The organism is Agromyces hippuratus (assembly GCF_013410355.1).
GTDB classification, from domain to species: domain Bacteria; phylum Actinomycetota; class Actinomycetes; order Actinomycetales; family Microbacteriaceae; genus Agromyces; species Agromyces hippuratus.
Genome location: NZ_JACCFI010000001.1, coordinates 3,718,430 through 3,738,504 on the forward strand (window position 1 = coordinate 3,718,430; position 20,075 = coordinate 3,738,504).

General features: G+C 70.4%; 22 protein-coding genes and 1 tRNA gene. 16 read left to right on the plus strand and 7 right to left on the minus strand.

What is annotated here, in order from left to right; translation table 11 throughout:
• Window positions 1-4: 4 nt before the first annotated feature.
• The 9 genes from BJY17_RS17380 (at window position 5) to BJY17_RS17420 (ending at window position 9,145) form a co-directional block, all read left to right on the plus strand.
• On the plus strand, window positions 5-913 hold the full coding sequence (locus BJY17_RS17380) for a TatD family hydrolase (RefSeq protein ID WP_179552477.1): 909 nt from the start codon (window positions 5-7) through the stop codon (window positions 911-913).
• A complete protein-coding gene (gene rsmA / locus BJY17_RS17385) occupies window positions 910-1,782 on the plus strand; it encodes a 16S rRNA (adenine(1518)-N(6)/adenine(1519)-N(6))-dimethyltransferase RsmA (protein WP_179552478.1) in 873 nt (290 codons plus the stop codon). The genes BJY17_RS17380 and rsmA overlap by 4 nt, the downstream gene beginning before the upstream one ends.
• A 21-nt stretch (window positions 1,783-1,803) precedes the next feature.
• Window positions 1,804-2,391, plus strand: coding sequence for a DUF4287 domain-containing protein (locus tag BJY17_RS17390; protein WP_179552479.1), 588 nt, complete (start codon window positions 1,804-1,806; stop codon window positions 2,389-2,391).
• Between the two features lie 9 nt (window positions 2,392-2,400).
• Window positions 2,401-3,330 carry a 4-(cytidine 5'-diphospho)-2-C-methyl-D-erythritol kinase gene (locus BJY17_RS17395; protein ID WP_179552480.1) on the plus strand — a complete coding sequence of 310 codons (930 nt, stop codon included), beginning with the start codon at window positions 2,401-2,403 and terminating at the stop codon, window positions 3,328-3,330.
• A 26-nt stretch (window positions 3,331-3,356) separates the two neighbouring features.
• Window positions 3,357-5,207, plus strand: a complete 1,851-nt coding sequence (locus BJY17_RS17400) for an ABC-F family ATP-binding cassette domain-containing protein (protein WP_179552481.1) — start codon at window positions 3,357-3,359, stop codon at window positions 5,205-5,207.
• 184 nt (window positions 5,208-5,391) lie between these two features.
• Complete coding sequence (locus BJY17_RS17405; RefSeq protein ID WP_179552482.1) at window positions 5,392-6,288, plus strand: MetQ/NlpA family ABC transporter substrate-binding protein; 897 nt, start codon at window positions 5,392-5,394, stop codon at window positions 6,286-6,288.
• 99 nt (window positions 6,289-6,387) lie between these two features.
• Window positions 6,388-7,416 (plus strand): methionine ABC transporter ATP-binding protein, encoded by a 1,029-nt coding sequence (locus BJY17_RS17410; protein ID WP_179552483.1) that lies wholly within the window; start codon window positions 6,388-6,390, stop codon window positions 7,414-7,416.
• Complete coding sequence (locus tag BJY17_RS17415) at window positions 7,416-8,075, plus strand: methionine ABC transporter permease (protein WP_179552484.1); 660 nt, start codon at window positions 7,416-7,418, stop codon at window positions 8,073-8,075. The genes BJY17_RS17410 and BJY17_RS17415 overlap by 1 nt, the downstream gene beginning before the upstream one ends.
• 104 nt (window positions 8,076-8,179) lie before the next feature.
• A complete protein-coding gene (locus BJY17_RS17420; protein WP_179551414.1) occupies window positions 8,180-9,145 on the plus strand; it encodes an IS481 family transposase in 966 nt (321 codons plus the stop codon).
• A 26-nt stretch (window positions 9,146-9,171) separates the two neighbouring features.
• Here BJY17_RS17420 and BJY17_RS17425 read toward each other — a convergent pair whose 3' ends face one another.
• The gene (locus tag BJY17_RS17425) at window positions 9,172-9,663 is read right to left on the minus strand and encodes a MarR family winged helix-turn-helix transcriptional regulator (protein WP_179552485.1); all 492 of its coding nucleotides are present in this window, start codon (window positions 9,661-9,663) and stop codon (window positions 9,172-9,174) included.
• Window positions 9,664-9,793: 130 nt separating this feature from the next.
• Here BJY17_RS17425 and BJY17_RS17430 point away from each other — a divergent pair.
• From BJY17_RS17430 to BJY17_RS17450, 5 genes are all read left to right on the plus strand, one after another.
• Window positions 9,794-9,865 (plus strand) — tRNA-Gln (locus BJY17_RS17430).
• A 54-nt stretch (window positions 9,866-9,919) separates the two neighbouring features.
• Window positions 9,920-11,362 carry a bifunctional UDP-N-acetylglucosamine diphosphorylase/glucosamine-1-phosphate N-acetyltransferase GlmU gene (glmU, locus tag BJY17_RS17435; RefSeq protein ID WP_179552486.1) on the plus strand — a complete coding sequence of 481 codons (1,443 nt, stop codon included), beginning with the start codon at window positions 9,920-9,922 and terminating at the stop codon, window positions 11,360-11,362.
• A 38-nt stretch (window positions 11,363-11,400) separates the two neighbouring features.
• Window positions 11,401-12,378, plus strand: a complete 978-nt coding sequence (locus BJY17_RS17440; protein WP_179552487.1) for a ribose-phosphate diphosphokinase — start codon at window positions 11,401-11,403, stop codon at window positions 12,376-12,378.
• Between the two features lie 6 nt (window positions 12,379-12,384).
• Window positions 12,385-14,088, plus strand: a complete 1,704-nt coding sequence (locus BJY17_RS17445; protein ID WP_376866778.1) for a long-chain-fatty-acid--CoA ligase — start codon at window positions 12,385-12,387, stop codon at window positions 14,086-14,088.
• A 10-nt stretch (window positions 14,089-14,098) separates the two neighbouring features.
• Complete coding sequence (locus tag BJY17_RS17450) at window positions 14,099-14,593, plus strand: hypothetical protein (protein ID WP_179552489.1); 495 nt, start codon at window positions 14,099-14,101, stop codon at window positions 14,591-14,593.
• Window positions 14,594-14,615: 22 nt separating this feature from the next.
• Here BJY17_RS17450 and BJY17_RS17455 read toward each other — a convergent pair whose 3' ends face one another.
• The 5 genes from BJY17_RS17455 to gndA form a co-directional block, all read right to left on the minus strand.
• Window positions 14,616-14,969, minus strand: a complete 354-nt coding sequence (locus tag BJY17_RS17455; protein WP_179552490.1) for a VOC family protein — start codon at window positions 14,967-14,969, stop codon at window positions 14,616-14,618.
• 86 nt (window positions 14,970-15,055) lie between these two features.
• Window positions 15,056-15,424, minus strand: a complete 369-nt coding sequence (locus BJY17_RS17460) for a hypothetical protein (protein ID WP_179552491.1) — start codon at window positions 15,422-15,424, stop codon at window positions 15,056-15,058.
• Window positions 15,421-15,759, minus strand: coding sequence for a DUF202 domain-containing protein (locus tag BJY17_RS17465; protein WP_179552492.1), 339 nt, complete (start codon window positions 15,757-15,759; stop codon window positions 15,421-15,423). The genes BJY17_RS17460 and BJY17_RS17465 overlap by 4 nt, the downstream gene beginning before the upstream one ends.
• 18 nt (window positions 15,760-15,777) lie before the next feature.
• Entirely contained in the window at window positions 15,778-16,131 is a 354-nt protein-coding gene (locus BJY17_RS17470; protein ID WP_179552493.1) for a YidH family protein, read from the minus strand.
• Window positions 16,132-16,142: 11 nt separating this feature from the next.
• Complete coding sequence (gene gndA / locus BJY17_RS17475) at window positions 16,143-17,603, minus strand: NADP-dependent phosphogluconate dehydrogenase (protein WP_322789885.1); 1,461 nt, start codon at window positions 17,601-17,603, stop codon at window positions 16,143-16,145.
• Window positions 17,604-17,939: 336 nt separating this feature from the next.
• On the opposite strand from gndA, the gene BJY17_RS17480 reads away from it, so the two are divergent.
• Window positions 17,940-18,572 carry a 50S ribosomal protein L25/general stress protein Ctc gene (locus BJY17_RS17480; RefSeq protein ID WP_179552495.1) on the plus strand — a complete coding sequence of 211 codons (633 nt, stop codon included), beginning with the start codon at window positions 17,940-17,942 and terminating at the stop codon, window positions 18,570-18,572.
• A gap of 147 nt (window positions 18,573-18,719) precedes the next feature.
• On the plus strand, window positions 18,720-19,304 hold the full coding sequence (pth, locus tag BJY17_RS17485; protein WP_179552945.1) for an aminoacyl-tRNA hydrolase: 585 nt from the start codon (window positions 18,720-18,722) through the stop codon (window positions 19,302-19,304).
• Between the two features lie 17 nt (window positions 19,305-19,321).
• Here pth and BJY17_RS17490 read toward each other — a convergent pair whose 3' ends face one another.
• Window positions 19,322-20,053: an RNase H family protein gene (locus tag BJY17_RS17490; protein ID WP_179552496.1), complete on the minus strand. Its 732-nt coding sequence runs from the start codon at window positions 20,051-20,053 to the stop codon at window positions 19,322-19,324.
• Window positions 20,054-20,075: the final 22 nt, after the last annotated feature.

A 20,075-nucleotide genomic window follows, 5' to 3' on the forward strand; every position in this document is an offset into this window, starting at 1 on the left:
CGGCGTGAGCGACCCCTCGCCCGCGCACCTCCGCACCCGCTCCGACGGCGGCCGCGCCGCCGAGTATCCGCCGGCGCCCGAGCCGCTGCCCGTCGCCGTCTACGACAACCACACGCACCTCGAGATCGCCGACGGCGCGCTGCCGCTCGACGTGCACGAGCACCTCGAGCGAGCGGCATCCGTCGGCATCGCCGGGGCCGTGCAGGTCGGCACGGATGTCGCGACCTCGCGCTGGTCGGCCGAGGTCGCCGCGCTCGAACCGCGGCTCATCGCCGCAGTGGCGCTGCACCCGAACGAGGCCCCCGAGCTCGAGGCATCCGGAGCGCTCGACGACGCCCTCGCCGTGATCGACGAGCTCGCCGCACGCCCGCGCGTGCGTGCGATCGGCGAGACCGGGCTCGATTTCTTCCGCACCGGCGAAGACGGACGCGGCGCGCAGTTCCGCTCCTTCGAGGCCCACATCGACATCGCGAAGCGGCACGGGCTCGCCCTGCAGATCCACGACCGCGACGCGCACGACGACGTCGTGTCGACGCTGCGCCGGGTCGGCGCGCCCGACCGCACCGTCTTCCACTGCTTCTCGGGCGGCGAGGAGCTCGCCCGGCTGGCCGCCGACGAGGGCTGGTACCTCTCGTTCGCCGGCAACGTGACGTTCAAGAACGCCGAGAACCTCCGCGAGGCGCTGCGGGTCGCGCCGCGCGACCGCATCCTCGTCGAGACGGACGCCCCGTACCTCACGCCCGTGCCGCTCCGCGGCCGCCCGAACGCGCCGTACCTCGTGCCGCACACGGTGCGATTCATGGCCGAGGTGCTCGGCGCCGACCTCGGCGAGTTCTGCGAACAGCTCGCGGCGAACACCGTGGCGGTGTACGGCTCGTGGCAGGATGAGCCCGTGACGGGGGCGAGAGCGTGAACGCGCATCGGCATGCGGCCGAGGGTGCCGAGACGGCGCCGCGCCTGCTCGGGCCGGCCGAGATCCGCGATCTGGCCGAACTCCTCGACGTCACGCCGACGAAGAAGCTCGGCCAGAACTTCGTGCACGACGCGAACACCGTACGCCGTATCGTGCAGACGGCGGGCGTGCAGTCGGGCGAGACGGTGCTCGAGATCGGGCCGGGACTCGGGTCGTTGACCCTCGGGCTGCTCGAGGCCGGCGCATCCGTCATCGCCGTCGAGATCGACAAGCGCCTCGCCGCCCAGCTGCCGCACACCGCCGGCATCATGCAGCCCGGCACCTCGCTCACGGTGGTCACCGAAGACGCGCTGCGCGTCACCGAACTGCCCGGCGAACCCGTGCGGCTCGTCGCGAACCTGCCGTACAACATCTCGGTGCCGGTGCTGCTGCACCTGCTCGAGCACTTCGGCTCCCTGCAGTCGGGCATCGTGATGGTGCAGGCCGAGGTCGGCTACCGGCTCGCCGCCGAGCCCGGCTCGAAGGTCTACGGAGCCCCGAGCGTCAAGGCCGCCTGGTACGGCGACTGGCGCACCGCCGGCCAGGTCTCGCGCATGGTCTTCTGGCCGGTGCCGAACGTCGACTCCGTGCTCGTCGGCTTCGAGCGAGCGGATCCCCCCGGCACCGAGGCCGAGCGCATCGCGACGTTCGCGCTCGTCGACGCCGCATTCCAGCAGCGACGCAAGATGCTGCGCCAGTCGCTCTCGACGGTGCTCGGCGGCGGGTCGGCGCAGGCCTCGGCCGTGCTCGAGGCCGCGGGCGTCGACCCGCAGCAGCGCGGCGAGCAACTCACCGTCGCCGACTTCCTCCGCATCGCCCGCGCGGCCTGATCACGCGCTAGCGTGGGTGCCGTGGGGAAGCAGGACACGGGGGCCCGGGCCGACGGCGACCGAGGTGTCGGCGGCAACGCCGCCGGCATCGGCGACGACGCGGTGCTCGGCGCGACCGGCAGGCCGCGCGACGAGTGGTTCGCGCTGCTCGACGAGGCCGGCGCCACGGGGTGGAAGCACCAGGCGATCGCGAACTGGCTCGTGACCGAGCACGGGGTCGACTCGTGGTGGGCGCAGGCCGTCACCGTCGGGTTCGAGCAGGCACGCGGCATCCGACTGCCCGGCCAGCGTCAGGACGGCACGTTCGAGGTGAGCGTCACGCGCACCATCTCGGGCGATGTGGAGCCGGCGCTGCGCGCACTCGCCGCGGTCGTCACCGCACAGACGGGTGTCGAGCCGCTCGCCCTGAACCTCGCGGCGAAGTACCCGACCGCCCGCTTCCCGCTCGGCGGCGGCGAGTTCCTGCTCGCCTCGGCGTCGGTCCGTGGTGCAGGCAAGACCTCGATCGGCCTGGTGCACGGGCGCATGGCGAACGGCGACGACCTCGCGGATGCCAAGCAGACGCTGCGCAGCTGGCTGGCCGCAGTGACCGTCGACGAGGTCGGTTAGCGTGGAACCATGACGATCGCGGCGACCGAAGAGGCAGTGCACGTTCGGGCACCCGGCAAGATCAACCTCTTCATGCGGGTCGGCGGCGTGCAGGCCGACGGCTATCACGACGTCGCCACGGCGTACCAGGCGGTCTCGCTCTACGAAGACGTTCGGGCCTGGCCCTCCGACGAGTTCAGCGTGGCGTTCGGCGGCAGCATCGACACCTCGGGGCTGCCGACCGACCGCTCGAACCTCGCGATCAAGGCCGCGAAGCTGCTCGCGCGCAGCGCGGGCGTGCCCGGCGGCGTGCACCTCGAGATCGAGAAGCACGTGCCGATCGCGGGCGGCATGGGCGGCGGCTCCGCCGATGCCGCGGCGACGCTCGTCGCGTGCGACGCCCTGTGGGGCACCGGCCTCGCGAAGGAGGAACTGCACGCCCTCGCCGCCCAGCTCGGCGCCGATGTGCCCTTCGCGCTCTCGGGCGGTACGGCGATCGGTACGGGCCGCGGCGACCAGCTCAGCGCGGCACTCGCGACCGGTTCGTTCCACTGGGTGCTCGCGGTCGCGGAGTTCGGGCTGTCGACGCCCGCCGTCTACCAGGAACTCGACCGGCAGCGGGCGTCGCGACTCGGACTCGTCTCCAACGAGGCGCCGGTCGTCGACGCCGCGGTGCTGCAGGCGCTCCGGGCCGGCGACGCCCGTCGGCTCGCGGAGTCGCTGCACAACGACCTCGAGGCGGCGGCGCTCAGCCTCGCCCCCGGGCTCGGCGGCATCCTCGAACTCGGCACCTCGCACGGCGCGCTCGCCGGCATCGTCTCGGGGTCGGGGCCGACGGTCGCGTTCCTCGTCGACGACACCGACTCGGCGCTCGAACTGCAGGTGGCCCTGTCGGCGGCGCGCCTGCACGCCGTGCACGTGCATGGTGCCGTGCACGGGGCGCGCATCGTCTCGGGCTGAGCAACTGCAAGTAGGCTCGGAGGGACATGGCACACCTTCTCGGCGCCGAGCGCCTGCACCTCGAATTCCCGACGCGCGTCGTCTTCGACGAGGTGACCCTCGGCATCGACGAGGGCGACCGCATCGGCGTCGTCGGCCGCAACGGCGACGGCAAGTCCACGCTCCTGAAGCTCCTCGACGGTCGGCTCACGGCCGATGGCGGGCGGGTCACGCATCGCCGCGGCATCCGCATCGGCACGCTCGACCAGTCCGATGTCGTCGACCCGGGCAAGACGGTGGCCGAGTTCGTCGTGGGCGGCATCGAGGAGCACGTCTGGGCGGGGGACGCGAAGGTGCGCGACGTCATCGCCGGACTCCTCGGCGACGTGCCGTGGCACGGCCAGATCGCGAGTCTCTCGGGTGGCCAGCGGCGCCGCGTCGGCCTCGCGGCCCTGCTCGTCGGCGACTGGGACGTCGTCTTCCTCGACGAGCCCACGAACCACCTCGACGTCGAGGGCATCGCCTGGCTCGCCGGACACCTCAAGCGCCGCTGGCCCGCCGACTCCGGCGCGCTCGTCGTCGTGACCCACGACCGCTGGTTCCTCGACGAGGTCTGCACCGCCACGTGGGAGGTGCACGACGGCATCGTCGAGCCCTTCGAGGGCGGCTACGCGGCCTACGTGCTGCAGCGCGTCGAGCGCGACCGCTCCGCCGCGGCATCCGAGGCGAAGCGCCAGAACCTCATGCGCAAGGAGCTCGCCTGGCTGCGCCGCGGAGCGCCCGCACGTACGTCGAAGCCCAAGTTCCGCATCGACGCGGCGAACGAGCTCATCGCGAACGAGCCGCCCATCCGCAACAAGGTCGAGCTCGACCGGCTCGCGGTCTCGCGCCTCGGTAAAGACGTCGTCGACCTCATCGACGTGTCGGTGCAGTTCCCGATGGTCGACCCGGTGACCGGCGAGCCGGCGACGCGCACGGTGCTGCACGACGTCGAGTGGCGCATCGCGCCCGGTGAGCGCACGGGCATCCTCGGCGTCAACGGCGCCGGCAAGTCGACGCTGCTCGGGCTCGTGACCGGCGCCGTCGAACCGACGAGCGGGCGCGTCAAGCGCGGTAAGACGGTGCGCATCGCGACCCTCAGCCAGGAGCTCAACGAGCTCACCGAGTGGGCCGATTCGCGGGTCTCCGCGGTCGTCGCCGAGCAGCGGTCGAGCTACCAGGTCGGCGACAAGGAGATGACGCCCGGGCAGTTGCTCGAGCGGCTCGGCTTCACGACGGCGCAGCTGTCGACGCCGGTCAAGAACCTGTCGGGCGGGCAGAAGCGTCGACTGCAGCTGCTGCTCATCCTGCTGCAGGAGCCGAACGTGCTCATCCTCGACGAGCCGACCAACGACCTCGACACCGACATGCTCGCCGCCATCGAAGACCTCCTCGACTCATGGCCCGGCACGCTGCTCGTCGTCTCGCACGACCGCTACCTGATCGAGCGCGTCACCGATCGCCAGTTCGCGATCCTCGACGGACACCTGCGCGACCTGCCTCGCGGCGTCGAGCAGTACCTCGAACTGCGCAGGGCATCGGATGCCGCGGCCACCGCGTCTCCGGGCGCGTCGACGACGCCCCAGGCCGCTGCAGCCGCGACGGCGGCGACCGGGGGAGCGGCGAGCTCGCTCGCGGGCGCCGACAAGCGCAACGCCGAGAAGGAGCTCGCCTCGATCGACCGCAAGCTCGAGAAGCTGTCGGCGCAGATCGCGGCACAGCACGAGAAGCTCGCGGTGCACGACCAGGGCGACTACGTCGGTCTGGGGGCGCTCGGCGACACGCTGCGCGAGCTCGAGGCATCCGTCGCCGACCTCGAGACTCGCTGGCTCGAAGTTTCTGAGTCGCTGGAGGCATAGCTTCGCAGATGCTGTGACGGACTGTGACCGTGGCGTCAAGCAGGCAAAGAATCTTCGCCTAGCGTTGTTCCTGCACCCGCGATCGCGGCATCGAAGCCCCCACCGTCAACCACGTGTGGCGGAGCCATGCCTGCTCCACGCCAACAGCACCCGATCGCGTGCATCACCGCGAAAGGGAACCTCCATGTCACGTCAGCACAAGTTCATCGCCGCACTCGCCGCAGTGCCGCTCGTCTTCGGTCTCGCCTCCTGCGCCACCCCGGCTGCGGGCGAGGGCGGCGGCGCGAACGAGGTCGTCAAGATCGGCGTCGTCGGCAAGGGCGACGCGCAGTGGACCGCCTTCGAAGAGGCCGCAGCCGACGAGGGCATCGAGGTCGAGCTCGTCGACTTCTCGGACTACACCCAGCCGAACCCGGCGACCACCGAGGGCGAGCTCGACCTGAACCAGTTCCAGCACATCGTCTACCTCGCCGACTACAACGTGTCGGCCGGTGAGGACCTCGCGCCGATCGGGTCGACCGCGATCTACCCGCTCGGCCTCTACTCGACGAAGTACGACTCGGTGAAGGACATCGCCAAGGGCGAGACCGTCGCCGTGCCGAACGACGCCTCGAACCAGGCGCGGGCGCTGCTCGTGCTGCAGTCGGCCGGCCTCATCGAACTGAAGAGCGGCGGCACGATCTTCTCCGACCTCGCCGACATCGACGAGTCGGCGTCGAAGGTCAAGGTCACTGCGCTCGAGGCGTCGCTCACGCCCACGTCCCTCCCCGACGTGGCCGCGGCCGTCATCAACAACGACTACGTCGCCGACGCGGGCCTCAGCTTCGAAGACGCGATCGCCCAGGACGACCCGGCCGACCCGAACGCGCTGCCCTACGTCAACATCTTCGCGACCCGCGCCGAGGACAAGGACAACGCGACCTACCTGAAGCTCGTCGAGATCTTCCAGACCGACCCCGAGGTGCAGGCCGGCCTCCTCGAGGCGTCCGGCGGCACCGGCGTCCCGGTGCAGACCTCCGTCCCCGATCTCGAGGAGTCGCTCGCCAAGGTCCAGGCAGACACCGAGGACTTCAACGGCTGATCGACCGAGTCCCGACTCAGCGATCGACCACCCGCCGACGGGCGGCGAGCACCGACACCGGTGTTCGCCGCCCCGTTCGGCGTTGCAGAGGAGAACACCATGGCGCTCGTCGCCCTGCGAAACGTCACCAAGACGTACCCGGCACCCGAGAAGGGCGCCCCGCCCGTCGTCGCGATCGACGGCGTGACCCTCGAGGTCGAACCCGGTGACGTGTACGGCATCATCGGCTACTCGGGCGCCGGCAAGTCCACGCTCGTGCGGCTCGTGAACGCGCTCGAGCCCGCGACCTCGGGCTCGATCGAGGTCGACGGCCGCGAGATCACGACCATGCCCGAACGCGAGCTCCGCGGCATCCGCCTCGGCATCGGCATGATCTTCCAGCAGTTCAACCTCTTCAACTCGAAGACCGTCTGGGCGAACATCGCCTACCCGCTGCAGGTCGCAGGGGCGTCGAAGAGCGAGATCGCTGCCCGCGTCGCCGAGCTGCTCGAGTTCGTCGGCCTCGCCGGAAAGGCGAAGAACTACCCCGACCAGCTCTCGGGCGGGCAGAAGCAGCGCGTCGGCATCGCGCGTGCGCTCGCGACCTCGCCGCGGCTGCTGCTCGCCGACGAGGCGACGAGCGCGCTCGACCCCGAGACGACGCAGGAGGTACTGGCGCTCCTGAAGCGGGTGAACCGCGAGTTCGGGGTCACGATCATCGTGATCACCCACGAGATGGAGGTCATCCAGTCGATCGCCACGAAGGTCGCGGTCATGGACGGCGGCCGCGTGATCGAGCACGGCGACGTCTTCGACGTGTTCTCGAACCCGCAGAACCCGTCGTCGCAGCGCTTCGTCGGCACCGTGGTCAAGGGCATCCCGTCGCCGGCCGAGCTCGCCGTGCTGCGCGAGCGCCACGAGGGACGCATCGTCACGATCTCGTTCCGCGACGGCGACGCCTCGCAGGCCGCGGTCTTCGTCGCCCTCGCGACCGCCGGCGTCGAGTTCGAGCTCGTCTACGGCGGCATCAACGACATCCAGGGCCGCGCGTTCGGCCACCTCACCCTCGCGATCAGGGGCGCGGATGCCGCGGTCGACGCGGTGCTCGCCGAGATATCCTCCCGCGTCGACGTGACGGAGGTGTCGTGATGGATCGCCTGTTCGAACTCGGCTCCGAGTTCTGGGTCGCCGCGGCCGAGACCTTGTACATGGCGGCGCTCACCCTCCTCATCGGCGGGCTCGGCGGACTGCTGCTCGGCACGGTGCTCTACACGACTCGACCAGGGAGCCTGCTCTCGAATCGTGCGGTGTTCAACATCGTGAACGTCGTCATCAACTTCTTCCGGCCGATCCCGTTCATCATCTTCATCGCCGCCGTGCAACCGCTCTCGCGGCTCGTGATCGGCACGGGCATCGGCAACGACGCGCTCATCTTCGCGCTCTCGATCGCCGCGTCGTTCGCGATCGCCCGGATCGTCGAGCAGAACCTGCTCACGGTGTCACCCGGCGCGATCGAGGCGGCGCGCGCGATGGGAGCCGGTCCACTCCGAATCCTCCGCACCGTCGTCATCCCCGAGGCGCTCGGCCCGCTCATCCTCGGCTACACCTTCGTGCTCGTCGCGATCGTCGACATGACGGCGATGGCCGGCTTCATCGGCGGCGGCGGCCTCGGCAATTTCGCACTCGTCTACGGGTATCGCCAGTTCGAGCCGGCGATCACCTGGGCCGCGGTCATCATCATCGTCGTGTTCGTGCAGTGCGCGCAGTTCTTCGGCAACTGGCTCGCGCGAAAGGTCATGCGGCGCTAGTTGTACCCGGCCAGGACGTTGGTAGCGGCGAGCCTGGTTGAACGAACGAGAACCTCCGAGTGGGATGTGGCTTGTCTAAGGCCCACGACCCACCGGAGGTTCTCGTGTCCCACGGTAGTGCGCGGTTGACCGTTCACGGTCGCCGACTGATCATCCAACGCCACCAAGCCGGTTGGCCCCAAGCCCATATCGCCGCCGCGATGGGGGTCTCCCGCAAGTGCGTGAAGACCTGGATCGACCGCCATACCGCCGAAGGCGATGCCGGACTCGCGACGCGGTCCTCACGGCCTCACACGATGCCCACGAGGACCAGCGACGAGATCGAACAGCAGGTCCTCGCTGCACGGGCCAGCGAGCGATGCGGCCCCGACGTCCTCGGCCCGATGGTCGGGGTGCCCGCACGGACGGTGTCTCGGATCCTGCGCCGCCACAACGTGCCCTACCTGCGTGAGTGCGACCCGATCACCGGCGAGGTGATCCGTTCATCAAAGCAGACCGCCGTACGTTACGAACGCGACCGGCCGGGCGAGCTGGTGCACATGGATGTGAAGAAGCTCGGCCGGATCCCTGACGGTGGCGGCTGGCGGGCCCACGGCCGAGCCAGTGGGTCGATCCAACGCGACCGCAACACCAAGGTCGGCTTCGACTACGTCCACTCCCTCGTCGATGACCATTCCCGGCTGGCCTACAGCGAGGTCCTCACCGACGAGAAGGGGTCGACATGCGCTGCGTTCCTCGAGCGTGCGATCGTCTACTTCGCGGCCAGCGGCATCACCCGCATCGAGCGGTTGATCACCGACAACGCGTGGGCCTACAGGTACTCGCTCCGCGAGGTCTGTGCGACCCACGGAATCCGGCAGAAGTTCATCAAGCCCCACTGCCCCTGGCAGAACGGCAAAGTTGAGCGACTGAACCGGACCCTGGCGACCGAGTGGGCCTACCGGCAGGCCTTCACAAGCAACGCAGAACGCGCCGCGGCACTTGCGCCGTGGATCGAGCACTACAACACTGAACGACGCCACAGCGCGCTCGGAGGCCACCCGCCAATCAGCCGCCTGCTACCAACCTGATGGCCGGGTACAGCTAGTCGCGTCGCTCAGTCGAAGCCGAGGCTCAGCTTCCGCAGCAGCCCGGCGAGCCGCTTCTGCTCCGCGGCCGGGAGGCTGCGCAGCAGCTCGGCCTCGGCGTCGACGAGTCGCGTGATCGCCGCATCGACCCGGGTGAGCCCGGCGCCGCTCATCTCGACGAGGATGCCGCGGCCGTCGTTCGGGTCGGTCTGGCGCGTCACGAGTCCGCGTTCGACGAGCCGGTCGATGCGGTTGGTCATGGTGCCGCTCGAGACGAGCGTCTGCTGCAGCAGTTGCTTGGGCGAGAGCCGGTAGGGCGCGCCTGCGCGGCGGAGGGCGGAGAGCACGTCGAACTCCGACGACTCCAGCTCCGACCGGGCGAAGGCCTGCCGCCGCGCACGATCCAGGTGCTTCGCGAGGCGCGCGACGCGCGAGAGCACCTGCAGGGGTGCGAAATCGAGGTCGGGGCGCTCGCGTTCCCAGTCGTCGACGATCCGGTCGACCTCGTCAGCATCGGTCATGACGTCATTATCCCGCGCGCGGACGGGGCGAGACCGCAGATGTCGACGGATGCCGCGGGGTGCCGGCCGCTCATGGGTGCCGGCCGGGTCATGGCAGACTGGTTGTCGCGCACGGGCTCGGCCCGAGCGATCCGCCATAGTGTAACGGCAGCACGGCAGCCTTTGGAGCTGTTCGGTCCAGGTTCGAATCCTGGTGGCGGAGCCGGAACGGCCGCCCGATCGATCCCACAGACCGCACCGTTAGGAATACGCGCGAATGACCGACCAGAAGCTCGCCATCATCGTCCTCGCCGCAGGCCAGGGCACGCGCATGAAGTCGGTGGTGCCCAAGCTGCTGCACCCGCTCGCCGGTGCGCCGATCGTCGCACACGTGCTCGCCACCGCGCGGGCGCTCGACGCCGTGCACATCGTCGCCGTCGTGCGGCACGAGCGCGACCTCGTCGCCACGGTGGTCGAACGCGAGCTGCCGGGCACGATCATCGTCGATCAAGACGACATCCCGGGCACCGGCCGTGCGGTCGAGCAGGCGATCGCCGCCCTCCCCGCCGACTTCGACGGCGAGGTGCTCGTGCTGAACGGCGACGTGCCGCTGCTGAACGCCGATACGCTCGCGGCCTTCCTCGAGCAGCACCGGGCGGATGCCGCCGAGGCATCCGTGCTCTCGGCCCTCTACGAGGACCCCACCGGCTACGGCCGCGTCGTGCGCGACCCGGCCGGACGCTTCGACCGAATCGTCGAGCAGAAGGACGCGAGCGACGACGAGCGCGCCATCGCCGAGATCAACGCGGGCATCTACGCGTTCGGTGCGGCGGCGCTGCGCGACCAGCTCGCGAACCTCACGACCGACAACGCGCAGGGCGAGAAGTACCTCACCGACGTGATCGGCCTGCTTCGCGCCGCCGGCTCCGAGGTCGAGGCCGTACCGGTGTCCCAGCCCTGGCTCGTCGCCGGCATCAACGACCGCGCGCAGCTCTCCGAGACCGCGGCCCGCCTGAACGCGCTCATCGTGCGCGGCTGGCAGCTCGCCGGCGTCACGGTCGAAGACCCCGCGACGACCTGGATCGACCTCGCCGTGCGCATCGAGCCCGACGTCACGATCCGCCCCGGCACGCAGCTGAAGGGGGCGACGCTCATCGCCACCGGCGCGATCGTCGGCCCCGACACGACACTCGTCGACTGCGAGATCGGCGAGAACGCCGAGGTCAAGCGCACCGACGCCACTCTGGCGGTCGTCGGCGCCGGGGCCGCCGTCGGGCCCTTCTCGTTCCTGCGACCCGGCACCGTGCTCGGTGCCGACGGCAAGATCGGCGCCTTCGTCGAGACGAAGAACGCGAACATCGGCGAGGGCAGCAAGGTGCCCCACCTCAGCTACATCGGCGACACCACGATCGGCGAGCACTCGAACGTCGGCGCCGGCTCGATCACCGCGAACTACGACGGCGTGAACAAGCACCGCACCGAGATCGGCTCGCACGTGCGCACCGGCTCGCACGGCGTCTTCGTCGCGCCCGTTAGGATTGGTGACGGCGTCTACACGGGCGCCGGCACGGTCGTCCGCAAAGACGTTCCCGCCGGCGCACTCGCCGTGAACGTGGCGCCGCAACGCAATATCGAGGGATGGGTCCAGACGCATCGAGCCGGCTCCGCGGCTGCTGAGGCAGCCGCCGCCGCCGAGACGACGGGCCCCGCTGCCGACTGACGCACCGGCTGAGGCGGGTGGAGAGGACACACCGAGACATGTCGGGAATCGAGACCACCGGTTCGAAACGCCTCGTACTCGTGTCGGGGCGGGCGCACCCGTCGCTGGCCAACGAGATCGCCGCCGAACTCGGCGCCGACCTCGTGCCGACCGACGCGCGCACCTTCGCCAACGGCGAGATCTACGCCCGGTACGACGAGAGCGTGCGCGGGTGCGACGCGTTCGTGATCCAGTCGCACACCTCGCCGATCAACGAGTGGCTCATGGAGCAGCTCATCATGATCGATGCGCTGAAGCGCGCCTCGGCCAAGCGCATCACCGTGGTCGCGCCGTTCTACCCCTACGCACGTCAAGACAAGAAGGGCCGCGGCCGCGAGCCGATCTCGGCTCGCCTCGTCGCCGACCTCTTCAAGGCCGCCGGCGCCGACCGCATCATGTCGATCGACCTGCACGCCGCGCAGATCCAGGGCTTCTTCGACGGCCCTGTCGACCACCTGTTCGCGATGCCCGTGCTGCTCGAGGAGTTCAAGAACTCGCTCGACCCCTCGACGCTCACCGTCGTCTCGCCCGACATGGGCCGCGTGCGCGTCGCCGACATCTGGAGCGACAAGCTCGGCGTGCCGCTCGCCATCATCCACAAGCGCCGCGACCCCCTCGTGCCGAACCAGGTCTCGGTGCACGAGATCGTCGGAGCCGTCGAAGGTCGCGTCTGCCTGCTCGTCGACGACCTCATCGACACCGGCCGCACGATCGTGAAGGCCGCAGAAGCGCTGAAGGCGGCCGGCGCCACCGGCGTCGTCGTCGCTGCGACGCACGCGGTGTTCTCCGACCCGGCCACCGAGATCCTCCAGTCCGACGTCATCGACCGCGTCGTCGTCACCGACACGCTCCCGATCCCCGAAGAGAAGCGCTGGGACCGCCTGACGGTGCTGCACATCGCACCGCTGCTCGCCCGGGCCATCCACGAGGTCTTCGAAGACGGCTCGGTCACGAGCATGTTCGACGGCGCGGCGTAGGGCACGATCGTGGCGATCACGACGCCTCGCCCCTGGCTCTCGAGCTACGCCGCGGGGGTGCCGACCGATCTCCCGGCCGAGACGGGCTCGCTCGCCGACCTGATCCGCACGTCGGTCGAGACCTACCCCGACAACGTCGCGCTCGAGTTCTTCGGCCGCACCACGAGCTACTCCGAGCTCGGCGAGCAGATCGAGCGCGCGGCCGAGGGGCTGCGGCTGCTCGGCGTGCAGAAGGGCGACCCGGTCGCACTCGTGCTGCCGAACTGCCCCCAGCACATCGTCGCGTTCTACGCGGTGCTGCGGCTCGGCGCCATCGTGGTCGAGCACAACCCGCTCTACACCCCGCGCGAGCTCCGGCACCAGTTCGAAGACCACGGCGCACGCGTCGTCATCGCCTGGAACAACGTTGTCGAGACGATTCAGGCGTTCCCGCCGGATGTCGCGGTGCAGACGATCATCTCGGTCGACGTGACCCGGGCGATGCCCTTCACGATGCGGGCGATGCTGCGCCTGCCGGTCGCGAAGGCCCGCGAGTCCCGCGCCGCCCTCACCACGGCCGTGCGCGGCACGACGCCGTGGGAGAAGATCGTCGACGCCGCGCCGATCGACGGGCACATCATCGGCCCCGAGGTCTCCGACGTCGCGGTCATCCAGTACACGAGCGGCACGACCGGCAGCCCGAAGGGCGCGACGCTCACGCACGGCAACCTCGGCGCGAACGCGGCGCAGGCGCGCGCGTGGGTGCCCGAGATCGAACGCGGCACCTCGGTCGTCTACGCGGTGCTGCCAATGTTCCACGCATACGGGCTCACGCTCTGCCTCACGTTCGCGATGAGCATGGGCGCCCGTCTCGTGCTCTTCCCGAAGTTCGATCCCGATCTCGTGCTGAAGGTCGTGAAGCGGCATCCGCCGACGTTCCTGCCCGCCGTGCCGCCGATCTACGACCGGCTCACCAAGGCGGCGGTCGCCGAGGGCGTCTCGCTCGACGGCATCCGCATCGCGATCTCGGGCGCCATGCCGCTCTCGGCCGCGGTCGTCGAGCCGTGGGAGGCCGAGACCGGCGGGTACCTCGTCGAGGGCTACGGCCTCTCGGAGTGCTCGCCCGTGCTCATGGCGAACCCGGTCGCACCGAACCGCAAGGCCGGCACGGTCGGCCTGCCGCTGCCCTCGACCGAGGTGCGCGTCGTCGACCCCGAGTCGCCCGGCACCGACGTGGCGACGGGCGCAGAGGGCGAACTCATCGTGCGCGGCCCGCAGGTGTTCTCGGGCTACTGGATGAAGCCCGAGGAGACCGAGGCCGTCTTCGTGCCCGCGACCGACGGCGGCGCCGACTGGTACCGCACCGGAGACATCGTCGCGATCGACGACGAGGGCTTCGTGCGCATCGTCGACCGCATCAAGGAGCTCATCATCACGGGCGGCTTCAACGTCGCGCCGAGCGAGGTCGAGGAGGCGCTGCGCGCCCACCCCGACATCGAGGAGGCCGCGGTCGTCGGCCTGCCCGACGAGCACTCGGGCGAGCAGGTGGTCGCGGTGGTGGTGCTGCGCGACGGAGCGACCCTCGACGAGGCGGCGCTGCGCGACTTCGCCCGCGACGGTCTCACGCCGTACAAGGTGCCGAAGCGGGTCGTGCAGGCCGATGAGCTCCCGAAGTCGCTCATCGGCAAGGTGCTGCGCCGCGAGGTGCGCAACGGCCTGCTGAACGGCTGAGCGGGCCGCCGTGTCGTTCCTCTCCGCCGAGACCGCCCGCGCGCTCGCCGAGCTCGTGGGCCTCGACGCGCTGCACGGCGACGTCTCCGACGATGAGACGGATGCCTCGCCGCTCGAGCGGCTCCGGGGCATCCGCTCGCTCGTCGCAGCCCTCGAGGCCGACCCGGCGTCGCTGGCCGCGGTGCGCGAGGCGCTCGGAGCCGGGCGCACGTGGGAGGAGATCGCGGATGCCGCGGGCCTCAGCGCATCGGCGGCGAAGTACCGCTGGGCGGGCGACGACGACGAGATCGCGGCGAGGCACGAGGCGAGCCGCAAGCGGAAGCGCGAGCGCCCGTCGAGCGTGCCGACCGAGCTGCCGGGTCTCTCGGTGTCCGATGCCGCGGCGAAGCTCGGCGTGACGCCGCAGGCGATCTACCAGCGGGTCACGCGCGGACTGCTGCGCGCCGAGACGGTCGAACTCGCCGACGGCCGAAAGTACAAGCGGGTGTTCCTGCCCGAGGAGTGAGCCGCGCGAGACGCCGCGAACCTCAGCCGATCGGTTCGAGGAACTCGAGCCGGTTGCCGTGGCAGTCCTCGCTGTAGAAGCGGCGCATCCCCGGGAAGTCGTCGTCGAACCGCACGGGGTACCCCGCGCCGCGGAGCCGGCCGGCCCAGCCGTCGAGGTCGGTGACGAGGAGCCCGGGATGGGCCTTCGTCGCCGGGCGGAAGTCGGGGTCGACGCCCAGGTGCAGCTCGATGCCGTGGCCGCGGAACCAGCACCCGCCCCGACCGGCGAGCACCCGGGGCTTCTCGAGCTCGCCGAACCCGAGCACTCCGACGTAGAAGTCGCGCAGCTCGGCCTCGCGGCCCGGGGGACATGCGAGTTGGACGTGATGCAGCATGCGGCCTCCAAAGTATCTCGATATCAAGATACCTCGATGTCAGGAGCGGCGCCATCGCGGCCGCTGTCGGCGCGGTGCGCCGGACCTCAGGCGTCGCGTTCGTCGGGGTCGATCGGGCGCGGAGCTCCGGGCAGCAGCCCCAGCTCGGCGATGAGCGTCTCGGCGCCGTTCTCGCCGACCGCGAAGCACTGCCAGCCCGGTCCGCCGCTGGCGAAGAGGTCGAACGAGACGCGGGCGCCCGCGGCCTCCGTGTCGAACTGGGCGGCGTAGACCTCGCAGGAGCGCTGCGCGGCCGACTGGGCGGTGCCGAAGACCGAGAGCACGATCGGCAGCAGCATGGCGCAGAGCGCGACGAGCACCGTGATGCGGATGGCTCGCCGCCGCCGTTCACCGAACACGGGGCCGCGCGAGTCGTCGTCGTCGGCGCCCTGCAGTTCGGGATGCGGCTCGCTCACGCGGCACCCTCCGCGAAGATCGAGGCGATGCCGCCGATGGCCGCGAGCATCGTCGCGGCCGCGACGCCCACGAGCGCGCCGCGCGGGGGAGTGATCACGAGCCGGTTCCCGACCAGCTGGCGGCGTCGCACCGTGCCGATCGCGACGGCGGCACCGGATGCCGCGAACAGCAGTGCCCCGACGGCGACGAGCACCGGCTGCCCGGTCACGAACCCCGCGCGCATCGAGAGCAGCGCGTTGACCGCGAGGGCGAGCGCCGTGCGACTCCACGCGAGCGCGGTGCGCTCGGGCTGGAGCCCGGGGTCACCCGTCGCGGGAACGCTGTACGCGGCCATGTCAGTCGTCCACCGCCATCAGGCCACGAGGAGCAGCACCACGAGCACGGCGCTCGTCATGAGGCAGACCGCAGCGAGCGCGGGCAGCACCCAGCTGAACGGGAGCGGACGGCCATTGCGGATGGCGATCTCATTGGCGCGCCACCGCGTGTACGACACGACGCTGAGCACCGCGGCGACGACGCCGAGGCCCGTCGAGAGCAGCGTCACGACGAGGCGCGGATCGAGCTCCGTCGCGAACTGGTGCAGCAGCACGCCGCCCGCGAGCAGCGCGAGCGCCGTGCGGATCCACGCGAGGAAGGTGCGTTCGTTGGCGAGAGTGAACCGGTAGTCGGGTTCCTCGCCCTCGTCACGCCATTTCGGGTCGCGCATGGCCGGCCGCCTCAGTGCGAGGAGGGCGTGGTCTCGATCTCGGAGCGGTCGCCCGACCAGAGCGTGTGGAAGACGCCGGGCTTGTCGACGCGCTTGTAGGTGTGCGCGCCGAAGAAGTCGCGCTGGCCCTGGATGAGCGCAGCCGGCAGGCGTTGTGCGCGCAGGCCGTCGTAGTACGCGAGCGACGACGAGAACGCGGGCGTCGGGATGCCGGACTGCGCCGCGATCGCGACCACCCGGCGCCACGACTCCTGCGCACCCGCGACGGCGTCGCGGAAGTACGGGGCGACGACGAGCGCGACGAGGGCGGGGTCGTCGGCGTAGGCGTCGGCGATGCGGTTCAGGAAGCGGGCGCGGATGATGCATCCGGCGCGCCAGATCTTCGCGATGTCGCCCTTCTTCACATCCCAGCCGTACTGCTCGGCGCCGGCGATGATCTCGTCGAAGCCCTGCGAGTAGGCGATGATCTTCGACGCGTAGAGCGCGAGGCGCACGTCTTCGATGAATGCGTCGGCATCGCCGTCGGCGACCGTCCACGCCTCGGCCGGGCCGGGCAGGTCGGAAGCCGCTTCGCGCTGCGCGCGCTTCGAGGAGAGGCTGCGGGCGAAGACCGCCTCGGCGATGCCCGAGGTCGGCACGCCGAGGTCGAGGGCGTTCTGCACGGTCCATGCGCCGGTGCCCTTGGCGCCCGCCTCGTCGAGGATGACGTCGACGAGCGGCAGGCCGGTCGCGGCATCCGTCTGGCGCAGCACCTCTGCGGTGATCTCGATGAGGTAGCTCTCGAGCTCGCCCGTGTTCCACTCGGCGAAGATGTCTGCGATCTCGGCGGGGGACTTGCCCGTGCCCTGGCGGATGAGGTCGTAGGCCTCGGCGATGAGCTGCATGTCGGCGTACTCGATGCCGTTGTGCACCATCTTGACGAAGTGGCCCGCGCCGTCGGTGCCGACGTGGGTGACGCACGGCTCGCCCTCGGCGACCGCCGCGATCGACGCGAGGATCGGGCCGAGGGTCTCGTAGGACTCGGCGGAGCCGCCGGGCATGATCGAGGGGCCGTTGAGCGCGCCCTCCTCGCCGCCCGAGATGCCGGTGCCGACGAAGTGGATGCCGGTGGGGGCGATCTCGCCCTCGCGGCGGATCGTGTCGTGGAAGTTCGCGTTGCCGCCGTCGACGATGATGTCGCCCGGCTCGAAGCGGGCGACGAGCTCGGAGATGACCGCGTCGGTGCCCTTGCCCGCCTGCACCATGATGATCGCCGTGCGGGGCTTGGCGAGGGAGGCGACGAAGTCGTCGTAGCTCTCGGAGGCGACGAATCCGGCCTCGGGGTGCTCGGTCGTCAGCGTGCGGGTGCGCTCGGGGGAGCGGTTGAACACCGCGACGGTGTTTCCCTCACGGCTCGCGAGATTGCGCGCGAGGTTCGACCCCATGACCGCGAGTCCGACGACGCCGATGTTTGCTGATGCTGATGCGGGCACGAACACTCTCCTCGTGAGTTTTCTGGGATCGACTCCAGCGTACTGTGAGCGAGGCTCACCGTTGCGCGACGTTGCTGAGAGGTCCGGGCGACGCGCGCCGGCAGGGCTGGTAGACTTCATGGTCGGTCAACTGCGCCTCTGGTGCACTGGCCGTGAACTTCGGCGAGGGAGGCCCGGGTTCGTCCGCGTGAGCGGGCGCGACGGGTGTCCGTGATCGACGCGGTAGGAGCAGGCTCCACGGCTTTTCCTCACGCTTCTGCGCAGTCCGACTGCGCGCGTTCGAGTCGAAAACAACAGACCACGATCTGGGCCGCGAGCCCTGCAAGGAGAGACATCATGGACGAAGACAACAAGGTCGTCGCAGACACCCGCGAGTCGTTCGGCAAGGGCGCTGCCCGCAAGCTGCGCGCCACCGGCAAGATCCCCGCCGTCGTGTACGGCCACGGCACCGAGCCGCGCCACATCGCGCTGCCCGCGCACCAGATCGGCCTGATCCTGCGCAAGGCCAACGCCGTGCTCGACCTGCAGATCGAGGGCAAGAGCCAGCTCGCCCTCGTCAAGGACGTGCAGAAGGACCCGGTGCACCAGGTCATCGAGCACCTCGACCTCATCGTCATCAAGAAGGGCGAGAAGGTCCAGGTCGAGGTTCCCGTGCACGTCGAGGGCGAGACCGCCCCCGGCACGATCGCCGATGTCGACCAGCACACGCTGTCGCTCGAGGTCGAGGCCACGCACATCCCCGAGACCGTCGTCGTGAGCGTCGAGGGCCTCGAAGAGGGCACCCAGATCCACGCGGGCGCCGTCACCCTGCCCAAGGGCGCGACGCTGCTGACCGACCCCGAGGCGCTCGTCATCAACGTGCACACGCCGCAGAAGGTCGACCTCGGCGAGGAGGCCGCAGAGGCCGCAGCCGAGGGCGAAGCGACCGAGGAAGCAGCCGAAGCCGCTGCCGAAGAGGCCGCCGAGTAGCACTCGAACCACCGCGACGAGGCCCCGCCTCCCGCATCCGGGTACGCTCGGAATGCGGGGCGCGGGGCCTCGCCCGTTCCACTCACGCATGGAGGTCCGATGGGAATCCTCGACCTGCTGCGCGCGCGCCGGAAGGACGACGACGCCATGCCCCAGAACACCTGGCTGGTGGTCGGCCTCGGCAACCCCGGCGCCCAGTACGCCGGCAATCGCCACAACGTCGGCCAGATGGTCGCCGACGAGCTCGCCGAGCGCATCGGCGCGCCCTTCAAGAGCCACAAGACGCCGTCGCGCGTGGCCGAGGGCTTCCTGCGCCCCGGCGGCCCGAAGCTCGTGATCGCCAAGCCCAACAGCTACATGAACACCTCGGGCGGGCCGGTCGCGGCGCTCCTGAAGTTCTACTCGCTGGGCCCCGAGCAGCTCATCGTCGTGCACGACGAGCTCGACCTGCCGTTCGACACCGTTCGGTTGAAGCAGGGCGGCGGCCACGGCGGGCACAACGGGCTCCGCGACATCCAGAAGGCGACGGATGCCGCGCCGTTCCTGCGGGTGCGCGTGGGCATCGGTCGCCCGCCCGGGCGCCAGGACCCGGCCGATTTCGTGCTCAAGGACTTCTCGGGCGCCGAGCGCCAGAACCTGCCGAACCTGCTGTCGGATGCCGCCGACGCCGTCGAGGCGGTCGCGAGCGACGGTCTCGTTGCGGCGCAGCAGAGGTTCCACGCGCCGAGCTGAGCTCGGCGCGGTGCTGATCAGATCAGCCGGCGGAGGAACTCCTCGGGCGAGAGGCCCTCGGCCTGAGCGCGGACGCGCAGCCGATCGATCTCCTCGGTGGACAGTTCGAGGGTGACGCTGTGCCAGGCCTCGGGCGCTTCGTCGAGGCTGAACAGCGCGTCGTCGAGGTCGGGCTCGCCGAGTGCGAGTTCGGGTGCTCCGAGGTCGATCGGGTCGGGCAGGGCTTCGGGCTCGACCGCGTCCGTGGTGCGCGCGACGGGAGCCGTCGTGGCCTCGCCGTCTTCGCAATCGGTGCTCCACCCCGGGCCGGTCGGAATCTCGCGGCCGCGCTGGTACGCCTCGGCGACGGCGCGGGCACGAGTGTCGGCCGCCTCGTTGAGCGGGTGGCCGATGTGGCCCTTGACCCACTCGAAGCGGTATCGGCGGCCGGAGATCGCCTCGTCGATCTCCTGCAGCAGTTCGACGTTCATGACGGCCTTGCCGTCGGCCTTGCGCCAGCCCTTGCGCTTCCAGCCGGGCATCCACTTCGTCACCGAGTTGATCACGTACTGGCTGTCGCACTGCACGAGCAGCTCGTCGTCGAGGTGCGCCGTGGCACGGAAGAGCTCGAGCACCGCCTTCAGCTCGCCCTGGTTGTTGGTCGCGTGCTTCCAGCCGCCGGCCGCCCAGCACGAGTCGTCGACGTACCAGGCCCAGCCCGCGGGGCCGGGGTTTCCGAGGGCCGATCCGTCGGCGGCGGCGGTGATCATGGCGGAGGGCCTCCTGGCGTTT